9 protein-coding genes and 1 tRNA gene are annotated in these 12,521 nt (G+C 68.1%); 5 read left to right on the forward strand and 5 right to left on the reverse strand.

Annotation, left to right across the window (positions count from 1 at the left end; genetic code table 11):
• Positions 1-35 precede the first annotated feature (35 nt).
• The 4 genes from MFF61_RS05045 to MFF61_RS05060 are packed head-to-tail and all read right to left on the reverse strand — an operon-like array spanning position 36 to position 2,321.
• Positions 36-752 carry an LrgB family protein gene (locus MFF61_RS05045; RefSeq protein WP_238233970.1) on the reverse strand — a complete coding sequence of 239 codons (717 nt, stop codon included), beginning with the start codon at positions 750-752 and terminating at the stop codon, positions 36-38.
• On the reverse strand, positions 749-1,120 hold the full coding sequence (locus MFF61_RS05050) for a CidA/LrgA family protein (protein WP_238233971.1): 372 nt from the start codon (positions 1,118-1,120) through the stop codon (positions 749-751). Before MFF61_RS05050 ends, MFF61_RS05045 begins: the two co-directional genes overlap by 4 nt.
• The gene (locus MFF61_RS05055) at positions 1,117-1,848 is read right to left on the reverse strand and encodes a glutamine amidotransferase (RefSeq protein WP_238233972.1); all 732 of its coding nucleotides are present in this window, start codon (positions 1,846-1,848) and stop codon (positions 1,117-1,119) included. Before MFF61_RS05055 ends, MFF61_RS05050 begins: the two co-directional genes overlap by 4 nt.
• A complete protein-coding gene (locus tag MFF61_RS05060) occupies positions 1,845-2,321 on the reverse strand; it encodes a tellurite resistance TerB family protein (RefSeq protein WP_238233973.1) in 477 nt (158 codons plus the stop codon). The genes MFF61_RS05055 and MFF61_RS05060 overlap by 4 nt, the downstream gene beginning before the upstream one ends.
• 192 nt (positions 2,322-2,513) lie before the next feature.
• Between MFF61_RS05060 and MFF61_RS05065 the strand changes: the two genes are divergently transcribed.
• The 5 genes from MFF61_RS05065 to MFF61_RS05085 all read left to right on the forward strand — a co-directional run bounded on the left by MFF61_RS05065 (position 2,514) and on the right by MFF61_RS05085 (position 10,099).
• Positions 2,514-2,589, forward strand: a tRNA-Thr gene (locus MFF61_RS05065).
• Between the two features lie 171 nt (positions 2,590-2,760).
• On the forward strand, positions 2,761-3,000 hold the full coding sequence (locus MFF61_RS05070) for a hypothetical protein (RefSeq protein WP_238233974.1): 240 nt from the start codon (positions 2,761-2,763) through the stop codon (positions 2,998-3,000).
• 114 nt (positions 3,001-3,114) lie between these two features.
• Positions 3,115-4,290, forward strand: coding sequence for a GNAT family N-acetyltransferase (locus tag MFF61_RS05075; protein WP_238233975.1), 1,176 nt, complete (start codon positions 3,115-3,117; stop codon positions 4,288-4,290).
• 99 nt (positions 4,291-4,389) lie between these two features.
• Positions 4,390-4,593 carry a hypothetical protein gene (locus tag MFF61_RS05080; RefSeq protein WP_238233976.1) on the forward strand — a complete coding sequence of 68 codons (204 nt, stop codon included), beginning with the start codon at positions 4,390-4,392 and terminating at the stop codon, positions 4,591-4,593.
• Positions 4,594-4,717: 124 nt separating this feature from the next.
• Positions 4,718-10,099 (forward strand): PAS domain S-box protein, encoded by a 5,382-nt coding sequence (locus MFF61_RS05085; protein ID WP_238233977.1) that lies wholly within the window; start codon positions 4,718-4,720, stop codon positions 10,097-10,099.
• 488 nt (positions 10,100-10,587) lie between these two features.
• Here MFF61_RS05085 and MFF61_RS05090 read toward each other — a convergent pair whose 3' ends face one another.
• Positions 10,588-12,393, reverse strand: coding sequence for an AIPR family protein (locus MFF61_RS05090; protein WP_238233978.1), 1,806 nt, complete (start codon positions 12,391-12,393; stop codon positions 10,588-10,590).
• Positions 12,394-12,521: the final 128 nt, after the last annotated feature.

Genomic DNA, 12,521 nt, shown 5'->3' on the forward strand with positions numbered 1-12,521 from the left:
GCCTGCGACCCGGGCCGGGTTCCGGCGCGGCCGTCTCAGCGCAGCAGGGTGAGCGCCACCGGCACCAGCACGGCGGTCAGGAGCGCGTTGAGCCCCATCGCGATCCCCGCGAAGGTGCCGGCGACCTCGCTCACCTGGAAGGCGCGGGCGGTGCCGATGCCGTGCGCGGCGAGCCCCGCCGCGAAGCCGCGCGCCCGCCAGTCGGTGAGCCCGATCCGGTCGAAGAGCGGCGTGACCAGGATCGCGCCGATGATGCCGGTCAGGATCACGAGGACGGCGGTGAGCGTCGGATCGCCGCCGAGCGCGCCGGTGATGCCCATGGCGACGCTCGCGGTGACGGATTTGGGCGCGAGCGCGACCAGGACCTCCCGCGGGACGCCGAGCAGCGTGGCGACCGCGATGGCGGTGGCGACCGCCACCGTGGAGCCCACCGCCAGCGCCGCGAGCATCGGCAGCAGCACCCGCAGCACGGTCGCCCGGTACTCGTAGAGCGGGATCGCCAGCGCCACGGTGGCGGGGCCGAGCAGGAAGTGCACGAACTGCGCGCCCTCGAAATAGACCGCGTAGGGCGTGCCGGTGGCGAGCAGCACGAGGCCGATCATCCAGATCGCGTGCAGCACCGGATTGGCCAGCGGGTTGCGGTCGGTGGCGAGCGAGATCCGGTCAGCGACCGAATACGCGACGAGCGTCACCGTGAGCCAGAGCAGCGGCGAATGGGCGAGGAAGACCCAGAGGGCGAAGTCCCGCGTCATCGCCCCACCCGGCGCGCGACCCACACGAAGGTGACGGCGGTGGCGACGAGGGCCGCGACGGTGGAGACCACCAGAGCGACCGCGAGCGCCGGCCCCTGCGCGGCCAGCACGTCGAGCCGCCCGACGACGCCCACGCCCGCCGGCACGAACAGCAGCGACAGGTGCGCGAGCAGGCCCTTGCCCGTCGCCTCCAGGGTGCCGTCGACGAGGGGCGGCGGCAGGCCCCGCGGCCGCCGGTCGCGCAGCGCCAGCACGCCGAGGAGCAGCGCCATGCCGATCACCGGCCCGGGCACCGGCAGCCCGGCCCCGCGCGCGACGATCTCGCCGAGCAGCTGGCAGAGCAGCAGGAGCGTGAGGCTGAGGATCACGGCTGGAGGGCGAGCCAGTGGTCGAGGAAGGCGTCGAGCCAGCGCGCGACGTGGGGGTCGTGCATGTAGCGTCCTTCGAGCTGGCGCGTGCGGTCCTGCGCGCCCGGCAGCGCGAGGCGTTCGGCGGCCCGCACCGTCCAGCGGCACAGCATCGCGTGTGTCACCTCGGGGTGGAACTGCAGCCCGAAGGCGGCCGGCCCGACCCGGATCGCCTGGGTGGGGAAGTCGTCGCCGGTGGCGAGCGTCTCGGCCCCAGCCGGGCAGGTGAAGCCCTCGCGATGCCAGTGGTAGACGTGCGAGGGCCAGGGCTGGCCGATCTCGGCCGCGAAGCCCTGCCCCGCCGACGTCGGCAGCAGCGGGTAGTAGCCGATCTCGGCCCGGCCCTCCGGATGGGCGCAGACCGTGGCGCCGAGGCACTTCGCCAGCATCTGTGCGCCGAGGCAGAGCCCCAGGAACGGCCGGCGCTCGGCGAGCGGCACGCCGATCCAGTCGATCTCCGCCCGGATGAAGTCGTCGGGGTCGTTGGCGCTCATCGGCCCGCCGAAGATCATGGCTCCGGCATGGTCCGCCAGGGTGGCGGGCAGGGGATCGCCGAAGCGCGGCCGGCGGATGTCGAGGGGATGGCCGCGCTCCTGCAGCAGGCGTCCGACCCGGCCCGGCGTCGACTGCTCCTGGTGCAGCACGATCAGCACGGGCTTGCGCCCGCCCGCCTCCCCACCAGGATTCACGCCTGGGCTCCGCCCACGGGCGCGGCGAGCGCCGCGGCCCGGGCGGCCGTGATCTGTCCCTCGTCGAAGCCGAGCAGCTGCCCGAGGCGCCAGACGAGATCGTCCTCGAATTCCTGCACCCGCCCGTCGGCCGCCGCGACCGCCCAGGCCATCTCCAGAACGGTCCGGCGCTGGGCCTCGGGCGTGTCGCGGCCGATCAGCGCCACGAGATCGGCGACGTCGCGGGTCTCGTCGTCCATGCCGATGGCCCGGGCGATCAGGGCGTTCGCCTCGGCCTCGTCGCGGGCGAAGCGCCCTTCGAGCATCCGGGCGAGCCGCGTGCGCTCGACCGCGGCGAGCGTCCCGTCGACCCGCGCCACGTGAACGAGGAGCGCGATCGCCGCGAGATGACCCTCCGCCTGCGGATCGGAGGGCGGCACCGGCGCGCCGAACATCTCGGCGGCATAGGCGATGAGGCGGGTGATGAGGGACATGCGGGGGCGGGCGAGACGGTCCGGACGGCAACGGATGTCCGTCAAGCATTCCGCGTGCCGCGGCGCAAGACCCTCCCGCCGACCCCTGCCGCGGCGACCGCCTTGCCAGCCACCCGGCCAGCCACCTTGCCAAGTCCGAAGCCCCCGCGTATGAGGGCGCCGCAGCCCGACGCACGCCGTCGCCGGCCGCACGCCGCAATAGCTCAGCTGGTAGAGCATCTCATTCGTAATGAGAGGGTCGGGGGTTCGAATCCCTCTTGCGGCACCACTCTTTGTCAAGCACTTGGCCGACATCGCCGCGATCGCTGCCCTCAGGGGCTAAGCGACGGATCTGCGCTTCTGGCATGCCCGCCGGCGTAGCGGCCAAGCCACCGCGCCGGCCTGCACGCACTTACATGGTTGAATGCGTGTGCGAGAGGCGCGGCCCTAGCGTCACGGCATGACCGAGACGCCGTCCGACATCCTCCTGGCTGCCGCAGCGCAAGGGGCCAGCCATGCGCGCTATCGGCTGGCCGTCGCGTCGGCCCTGGCCGCCCTCGACGCCGAGTGCCTGAGCCGGTCGCAGGAGGCCGTCGCGCGGTCGCGGGAATTACTGGCCATTCCCGTCTATCCCCCGCTGCGGCGCGCGACCGGCACGCCGGCTTCCGCTCCGGTCGACTTCATCTCCTCTATACTGTGACTGCGTATTGTGCGGCATCCCGCGGGCCGGCCGATCGGGTATGGATGCGGCATCGGAACCGGGGATGCGGCCGGCCCGCCCCGGCATCCAGGGCAGCGCAGCGGAGACGGGGCGGTGGAGACGAACCGAATCGACGATCGGGCGCAGGGCGGCCTGGCCTGGGCTGCGCGTCCCGCGGCGTGGCGCCGGCCGTGGTGGCCGGGCGAGGCCGGGGTGCGGACCGTTCGCAGCGGCGCGGTGGTGGTGCGGGTCTGCCCGGCGGTGACCGCGGGCGAGATCTGGCCGGAGCCCGGGGCGGGGGTGGGCCATGCCTTCCAGTCCGCCGACCTGATCCGGGCCTGGATCGACACGGTCGGCACTGCCCGGGGCGTCGCGCCCTGGATCGCCGACGTGCGCGACCGCGCGGGTGCGCGGCTCCTCGTCCTGGCGCTCGGCATCGAGCGCCGGGCCGGCCTGCGGCTGCTGCGATTTCTCGACGGCGGCGTGATGGATTACACCCAGCCACTCCTGTTTCCCGCTTCGCGCGACCTGCCCGACGCCACGCTGGCGGCGATCTGGACCGGCCTCGTGCGAGGCCTGCCGCGCTTCGACGTGGCAATCCTCGACAAGATGCCGGCGGAGGCCGACGGCCTGCCGAACCCCCTTATTCGGCTCGGCGCGGTGCGGCACCCGCCCGACGGCTACGCCATGTCCCTCGGCGGGACCCCGGAGGCGCTCGCCGCGCGTCTGCCGCGGCAGCGAAGCCGGGCCCGCCATCGCCGCCAGCTCGCCCAGGCGGCCGAGAGCGTCGCACTGCGCATCGCCGCGACGCCCGCCGAAGCCGACGCGCTCCTGACGGCGCTTCTCGACCACAAGGAGCGCCAATTGCGGGCGATGGGCCGGCCGGGCCTGCGCGAGCGGCCTGGCGTGGAGGCCTTCTACCGCCGCGCCGCCGCCGATCTCGTGCCCTCCGGCCGGGTCGAAGTCTCGGCGCTCACGGCCGACGGCGCCGTTATCGCCGGGTGCTTCTGCCTCGTCGAGGCGGGGCGCACGACCATGCTGCTCACGGCCTACGCCGATGGCCCGTGGGAGCGCTTCTCCCCCGGCGGCCTGCTTCTCGACGACCTGATCCGCCGCAGCCATGCCCGCGGCGACGCGTGGTTCGACTTCGGGATCGGCGACGAGGCCTACAAGGCGGATTACTGCGACGCCCGCGTCCCGCTGCACCGGGCCGTGCTGCCGGGCAGCCTGATCGGGCGGGCGGTCCTGGCGGGCCGCGCCCTGCTGCGGCGCGGCCCGGCCCCGGCCTGACGCGCGCGGCCGCTCCCGCCGCCCGATGGGCCGGTCCGGGCGGATCTTCACCGAAGGGCCCTGTTCGCGCTAACACGCGATCGGAGGGGGGAGCGCGGCATGAAGGCGACGGACGATCCGGAGAGCGCGGTGCAGCGGAGCGCCGCCCAGACCCTGCGGCGGATCGCGCGGATCGACGCGATGTGGGAGCGCGACCTCGTCTGCCTTCTCCGCTCGGCCCAGGTGATCACCCGCTCGCGCACGCTCCTCGCCCAGCCCGTGCCCGCCTCGCGACGCCCGGCCGATCCGGGACGGTCGCCCTGACCGCGCGGTCCGCGGGTGGTCAGCCTCGCGCCCCGCGCCACATGGACGGGCGGCGGCACCGGGCCGAGGCGGCCGTGCTGAAGCTTGACCGAAAGCCTTCCGGGGCGCGCGCAGCGGTGTCGGTATGAATGCGTCAACGGCCGTCGGCCCCGACCCGCTCTCATCGCCTGATTTCCTGGCGGGCGGCGGCGAGATGGGCGCGCGGATGCGCGCCTTCGCCTGGGACCGGACGGCACTCGGCCCGCCCGAATCCTGGCCGCAATCGCTCAAGGTCGTCACCCGCATCCTGCTCACCTCGCGCTACGCGATGTGGATGGCGTACGGCCAGGACCTCACCTTCTTCTGCAACGACGCCTACCTGCCGACCCTCGGCGTCAAGGAGGCCTGGGCGCTCGGCTCGCCGTCGACGGCGGTGTGGGCCGAGATCTGGCCGGATATCGGCCCGCGCATCGATCGGGTGCTGCGCACCGGCGAGGCGACCTGGGACGAGGGGCTGCTCCTGTTCCTGGAACGCTCCGGCGCGCCGGAGGAGACCTACCACACCTTCTCGTACAGCCCGGTGCCGGGCGACGCGGGGGGCGTGGCCGGCATGCTCTGCGTCGTCACCGAGGAGACCGAGCGCGTGATCGGCGAGCGGCGGCTCAAGACGCTGCGCGACCTCGCCTCCCATCTCGCGGGCGCGCGGACGAGCCAGGAGGTCGCGGCCGCGACCGGCCGCAGCCTGGATGCCAACCGCCGCGATCTGCCCTTCGCCCTCACCTACCTGTTCGACGTGAATGGGCGCGCGGCCCACCCGGTCGGCGGCGCGGCGGAGGCCCCGGCGATGGACCCCGGCGGGCGGGGCGGGCTCGATGCGGCGGCGCGCGCGATCCTGGAGGGCAGCGCGGCCGTGCGGATCACCGATCTGGCGGCGCAGTGGGACGGCCCGGTGCCGCACGGCGAGTGGGACCGGGCGCCCGGTCAGGCGCTCGTGGTGCCGGTCTCGCTGCAGGGCGAGGCGCGGCCCGCGGGCTTCCTCGTCGCCGGCCTGAACCCGTACCGTCCGCTCGATGCGGCCTACACCGACTTCATCGGGCTCGTGGCCGGTCAGGTCGCCGCGAGCTTCGCGGGCGCCCGCGCCTACGAGGCCGAGCGCCAGCGGGCCGAGGCGCTGGCCGAGATCGACCGCGCCAAGACGCAGTTCTTCTCCAACATCAGCCATGAGTTCCGCACGCCGCTCACGCTGATGCTGGGCACGCTGGAGGAATCCCTCGCCGCTGGTGCCGGTCTCCCGGCGGCCGAGCGGGCGCGCGTCGCGGTGGTCCACCGCAACGGTCTGCGCCTGCTCAAGCTCGTCAACGCGCTCCTCGAATTCTCGCGGATCGAGGCGGGGCGGATCCAGGCGGTGTTCGAACCGACCGACCTGCCGGCCCTGACGGCCGAGATCGCGTCGAGCTTCCGCTCAGCCACGGACCGGGCCGGCCTCGCCCTCGTCATCGACCTGCCGCCGGTTCCGCTGACCGCCTATGTCGATCGCGGCCTGTGGGAGACGATCGTCCTCAACCTCGTCTCGAACGCCTTCAAGTTCACGCCTTCGGGCGAGATTCGGGTGGCGGCGCGGCGCGGGGCGGACGGCGCCTGCGTCGAGATCTCGGTCGCCGACACGGGCATCGGCATCCCGGCCGCAGAGCTGCCGCGCCTGTTCGAGCGCTTCCACCGCGTCGAGGGCGCACAGGGGCGCTCCTTCGAGGGCTCCGGCATCGGGCTGGCCCTGGTGGACGAACTGGTGCGGCTGCACGGCGGCAGCGTCGGCGTGACGAGCGAGCCCGGGCGCGGCAGTACCTTCACGGTGCGGCTGCCGATGGGGGACGCCCACCTGCCGCCCGAGCAGGTCCGGCACGCGGCGCGGGAGGGAGGCGGCGGCCTTCAGGCCCGGGCCTTCGTGGAGGAGGCCCTGCAATGGCTGCCCGAGGCGGGCCTGCCGCGCGACGGCGCGGCCGATCCGGTGCCCGGCGAGCGTGCCGTCGGGCGCGTGCTGCTCGCCGACGACAACGCCGACATGCGCGCCTACGTCGAGCGCCTGCTCGCCGGGCGGGGTCTCGCGGTCGAGACCGCGGCAAACGGCGCGGCGGCGCTCGCCGCCATCCGCCGTCACCCGCCCGACCTCGTGCTCTCCGACGTGATGATGCCGGTCCTCGACGGGTTCGGCCTCCTGCGGGCGCTGCGGGACGACCCCGCCCTGAGCGAGATCCCGGTGATCCTGCTCTCCGCGCGGGCCGGCGAGGAGGCGCGCGTCGAGGGCATCGATGCGGGAGCGGACGACTACCTCACCAAGCCCTTCTCGGCCCGCGAGCTCCTGGCGCGGGTCACCACCAACCTCGGTCTCGCGCGCGCCCGGCGCGAGGCCCGCGCCGCGCTCGCCGAGAGCGAGGAGCGCTTCCGGCAGCTCGCCGAGGCGATCGACGCGGTCTTCTACGTCGCCGACGTCGTGGACAACCGCCTGCTCTATCTCAGCCCCGCCTACGAGGCGATCTGGCAGCGGCCGGCGGCCGATCTGCTGGCCGATCCCGCCCGGTTCCTCGACGCGGTGCATCCGGACGACCGCGCGCGGGTGGCCGCGCAGGCGCCGCACCGCGCGACGAGCGAGGCGGTGGAGACCGAGTACCGCATCGTGCGGCCGGACGGCGCCGTGCGGATCATTCGCCATCGCGCCTTCCCGGTGCCGTCGAGCGGCGGGCGCCGCGCCGTCGGCCTCGCGGAGGACGTCACCGGCCAGCGCAAGGCCGACCTGCAACTGCGCGAGCGCAGCGAACTCCTGCGGGTCGCGCAGGAGGCCGGCAGCGTCGGTGCCTTCGAATGGTACCCCGAGACCGGCCGCTTCGTGGTCTCGGACGTCTACCGCCGCCTCTGGGGCCTGCCGCCCGACGCCGCCGTGACGGCCGACATGCTCCTCGCCAGGGTGCATCCCGACGACCGCGCCCGCTCGGCGGTGGCGCGGCTGCCCACCCACGACAACCCGCTCGAATACGCCGAGTACCGGATGCGCCGCTTCGATACCGGGGAGGAGCGCTGGCTCGCCCGCCGGGGCGAGATCATGCGCGTCGGCGACGGCCCGCGCCGCTTCGTCGGCGTCGCCTTCGACATCACCGAGCAGAAGCGCAATGCCGCGCGCTTCCAGGGCGTGTTCAACTCGGACCTGATGGGCTTCACCATCTTCGACCTCGCCACGGGCCGCACCCTCGCCATCAACGACCGCTTCCTGGCCATGACCGGGCACAGCCGCGAGGAGTTCGAGCAGGGCCGCTGGAACTGGCGCGACCTCACGCCTCCCGAGGATCTGGAGAAGGACGAGCGGGCCATCGCCCAGGCCCGCACGCGGGGCTGGTGGGACTCCTACGAGAAGACCTACCGGCTGCGGGATGGGCGGGAGCTGCCGGTGCAGATCGCCTCCGCGGCGCTCCCGGGCGAGCCCGGCCGGGTCGTGGTCTCGGTGGAGGACATCAGCGCGCGCCGCGCCGCCGCGCGGGCGCTGCGCGAGAGCGAGGCGCGCTTCCGCACCCTCGCCGACGCGATGCCGCAACTCGTCTGGACGGCCGAGCCGGACGGCCGCGTGGACTATTACAACGCGCGGCGGGAGGAGTATGCCGGGCTGAAGGAGGTGGCGCCGGGCCGCTGGGACTGGGAGGGGATCGTCCACCCGGACGACCGCGCGCGCACGCTCGACGCATGGCAGCGGGCGGCGGCGGGTGCCGAGACCTACACCTGCGAGCATCGGCTCGCCCGCCCGGACGGCAGCTTCGGCTGGCACGTCAGCCGCGCGACGGCCGCGCGGGCCGCGGACGGGAGCGTGCTGAAATGGTACGGCACCGCCACCGACATCGCCGATCTCAAGGCGGCGGAGGCGGCGCTCCAGGCGCTGAACGCCGATCTGGAGCGCGCGGTGGGCGAGCGCACCCGCGAGCGCGACCGGATCTGGCGCACCAGCCAGGACGCCTTCGTGGTGACCGATCCGGAGGGGCGTTATCTCGGCGTCAGCCCCGCCTGGGAGCGGCTGCTCGGCTGGAGCACCGCCGAGGTGCTGCACAAGCCCGTGATCCAGTTCGTTCACCCGGACGATGCCGCCGCCACGCGAGGCGCGCTCGGCCGCCTCGGGCGCGGCGAGATCGTCCACCGCTTCGAGAATCGCTTCCGGTCGCGCGCCGGGGAGTATCGCTGGCTCGCGTGGTCGGCGGTCCCGGAGGATGGCCTGATCTACGCGGTCGCCCGCGACGTCACCGACGAGAAGGCGCGGACCGAGGAGATCGCCGCCGCCAACCGCCAGCTGCTGGCGCAGATCGCGGAGCGCGAGCGGGTGGAGGAGACCCTGCGGCGCGTGCAGCGGCTCGACGCCGTCGGCCAGCTCACCGCAGGGGTGGCGCACGACTTCAACAACCTGCTCACCGTGGTGCTCGGCAACATCGCCTTCGTGGAGCGCGCCGTCGGCGCGGCGGGCCTCGACGGCCGGATCCTCGACCGGCTCGGCTACATGCGCGCGGCCGCGCAGCGGGGCGCCACGCTCACCGCGCAGCTCCTCGCCTTCTCCCGGCGCCAGCGGCTGGAGGCCAAGACGGTCGACCTCAACGAGACCGTCTCGGGGATGCGCGACCTGCTGCACAGCTCGATGAGCGGCGCGGTCCACCTGACGACGGTGCTGCAGCCCGACCTCTGGCCCGCCCTGGTCGATCCGACCCAGATCGAGCTCGTGATCCTGAACCTCGCGATCAATGCGCGCGACGCGATGGAGGTGGGGGGATCCCTCGCGGTCGAAACCGCCAACGTGGTGCTGGGGCCGCCGCAGGCGCCCGAGGAGCCGCAGGCGGGCGAGTACGTGATGATCGCGGTCGCCGACACCGGCACCGGCATGACGCCCGAGGTGCTGGCCAAGGCCTTCGAGCCGTTCTTCACCACCAAGGGCGTCGGCAAGGGCTCGGGGCTGGGGCTCGCGCAGGTCTACGGCTTCGCCAAGCAGTCGGGCGGCGGCGTGAAGATCGACACCCGGCTCGGCCAGGGCACGACGATCCGGGTCTTCCTGCCCCGCGCGGCCGAGCCGGCCCCGGCGGCGGATGCCGCCGCGCCCCCTCCGGACCCCCTCCCCTTCGCGGCGGCCACGCCCCGCGTCCTTCTGGTGGACGACGACACCGCGGTGCGTGAGGTGACGGCGACGCTGCTCGCCGAACTCGGCTGCGAGGTGGCGGAGGCCGGGAGCGGCGGCGCAGCCCTCGATCTCCTCGCCCGCGACCCGGAGCCGGTCGATCTCCTCCTCGTCGATTTCGCGATGCCCGGCATGAACGGGGCCGAGGTCGCGCGCGAGGCCGCGCAGCGCCGGCCGGGGCTGCCGATCCTGTTCATGACCGGCTACGCCGACCTCTCGGCCCTCAGCGGCGTCGGCGAGGAGCGGATCATCCAGAAGCCGTTCCGCGACGGCGAACTCGCCGCCAAGGTCCGGCGGGTGCTGCGGCTCGGCGAGGCGGCAGGACAGCTATCCTGATCGGCAACCCAGAAGCTGGGTTAAGGCTCTTACTACCTCATTCCGTCGCACAGTTTAAGTTGAGACTATTATCTCAACAGCGAACAAAATAATTATTCTTCTATAACAAAGAATCAGAACGATGTGTTTTATGTTTGTTTGAAAGAATTTTAAGATCTATGTATAAATCGGCAGAACTGCTACTGTGAATATTGGTTTGTTCACTTCAGATCAAATATATTATATTTCTAGCTTCTTGTGTACAGACTTTCTTATAATATGTCTGATACCACATCCGCTTGATCCCTTCGGGATGGCGGATGTGGGCTTCGCTCAGTCCGCGCGCGGGCTTGCTGATTCCGTCTCCACTTTGATCGAGCGGAGACGGTATGACTGATCGTTTCATGATGTTAGATTTGAGCTTCGCTCAGATTTTCCGAACCTTCGACTCCGCCGCGCTGGCTTGCTGATACAGCCTTCGCCCTAAACGAGCGGAGGCTGTGTTGAACTCAGATAAAGCTGTTTGCGATCCATTCGTGCTCAAAAGTCTCCTGCTTGCTCTTGAGTACGTTCTTCTGGTAATCCTTCTGGACTACCTTTGTCATCCCTTTTACCCAATTTGCATCCTTTAACTTTCTTCTATAATCAAAATTTGCCTCTTCTTCAGAAAATTTGGTTTCCATATTTATATCAATAATAATTCCAGCTATCCGGCCAGAAAAAATCCTCGAAAAGCGGGCTGCAAGCGCTTCGTCACGCATGTACTTCGACGGATTATTAGTTATTTTTGAGAATGCAGGATCTTCTGACAAGACTTCCTTCAGCATATACATAAGCATATAGCGCGTCAATCGATATTTCGCCAGGACTTCACTCTTAAAGCCCGACAGCTGCCCTTTTATTGCGTCATCAATTATGCTAAGCATAACGATACGATCAGCGGTGACGTGTGGTTTTCCGAAAAGTGTGCCATGTTTATCTTCGAAAACCTCGTACTTTCTATGAGTTCCCCAAGGCTCACCGAGGTCAAAAGCCATCATGTAAAGACCAGCTTCCTCGTTCGAAATCGAACGTCCTGGAGGCGGAGTTTCTCCCCGCTTGATTTCATAGCTAAAACGTCCTTTGTAATTCTGCACAAATTCCTTCTGCAAACGAATTTGTATAGCATCATTCGATTTGAAATCGCGCGATCTTACACCGTTCTGATTGTTTGAATATTCGGTTATCTGCTGAGATTCGGCCGATGATGGGTCCATTTGGATAAATTTCGTAAGTAACTTCAGCTGATCTGTAATGTGTGATCGATTCTTGTGTAGGGATGTGACGCTTTGGCATCCATTTACAACGTAGTAGCCGCCAATCTCAATTTTGTCTGATGTAACCTCAAGATGTTTTGCAATTACTGTAATTCCATTATGAAACAACGGACAGTGTTTGTGTGTACTCTTTCGCTTGATGCTTTTCTCTAAATCTTTATTGACACTTGTCCGGCCTAGTGGGCCACGCACGTTATAGGTGAAAAGTGATTGGTCCTCTATTCCATCAAGCTTAACTAATTCTGCCGCCCTGACCGGAGCTATGACCGCTCTTACGCCATCTTCCACCACATGTTCGGCACAACTTACGCCAAATACATCGAATGAAACAATTTTTTGTTTTGGTAGATCACGTTCGTCAGATATGTAGTTTGAAGTGAGCCATTTCTTTCCAATAAAAGTGATCTCGTCGCCATGTTGATCCAGAAAATCAATACCATTCTGATCGAGGTCAATATTTGTTATAAATTCTCCCCTAACGTCATACGAAAGTATCTTCTCAAGCAAGCCTGAGTCTCGAATGAGCCGAGCAACGTTTGTTCCAGACGCCGTGTTCATGAGATGCGTTGCTGACTCAACCGTTTGAAATTGCTTCAACGTACCAAGGAAGGCGCGTAGCGAAGAGTCGCCAACTGTTGAATTTGAGCGGTGCGAAAGTTTTGACTGAAATATAACAATAGTTTGATTATGATCATTGATGAAAATGCCGTCGACACCCTTGTCGCCCGGCTCATCACAGACCGCGTCGGTTGCTTCAACTTCGTCAAGACGATAATATTGTTCAAGATACCAAATCAGAAACGATGCACTCTCGCTTCGTTCTGTGGCCAAATGCTCACGAAAATTGTCAAGCAGGGCTGGATAATCAACATCGATAATCATCTCAACACCTAGAGATCGCTTCTCGTCGGCTGCGTTTGCCATATAATCATAGATCCCGGCAAGGCCCGAAATGGCTGCCTCCTCTAGTTTTTGCAATATGATAATATATTTATGCATCTCAAATTTAATCGCAAGATCTGACAATCTGCACATCTATGGCGACCGATAGTACTAAATAACCGGAGGTTCTTTGCGCAGAAGCGCATGTGGTTTTTCTTGGAGGCCCACGCGCGGCATGAGCCTCC

Origin of the sequence: Methylobacterium isbiliense, assembly GCF_022179325.1 — a bacterium.
Taxonomy (GTDB): domain Bacteria; phylum Pseudomonadota; class Alphaproteobacteria; order Rhizobiales; family Beijerinckiaceae; genus Methylobacterium; species Methylobacterium isbiliense.

What these genes read in the sequence shown, in the direction of transcription:
- MFF61_RS05080 (WP_238233976.1), top strand. Translation starts at nt 4,390, where the DNA reads ATGAAGGCGACGGACGATCCGGAGAGCGCGGTGCAGCGGAGCGCCGCC.
- MFF61_RS05085 (WP_238233977.1), top strand. Translation starts at nt 4,718, where the DNA reads ATGAATGCGTCAACGGCCGTCGGCCCCGACCCGCTCTCATCGCCTGAT.
- MFF61_RS05060 (WP_238233973.1), bottom strand. Translation starts at nt 2,321, where the DNA reads ATGTCCCTCATCACCCGCCTCATCGCCTATGCCGCCGAGATGTTCGGC.
- MFF61_RS05045 (WP_238233970.1), bottom strand. Translation starts at nt 752, where the DNA reads ATGACGCGGGACTTCGCCCTCTGGGTCTTCCTCGCCCATTCGCCGCTG.
- MFF61_RS05070 (WP_238233974.1), top strand. Translation starts at nt 2,761, where the DNA reads ATGACCGAGACGCCGTCCGACATCCTCCTGGCTGCCGCAGCGCAAGGG.
- MFF61_RS05090 (WP_238233978.1), bottom strand. Translation starts at nt 12,393, where the DNA reads ATGCATAAATATATTATCATATTGCAAAAACTAGAGGAGGCAGCCATT.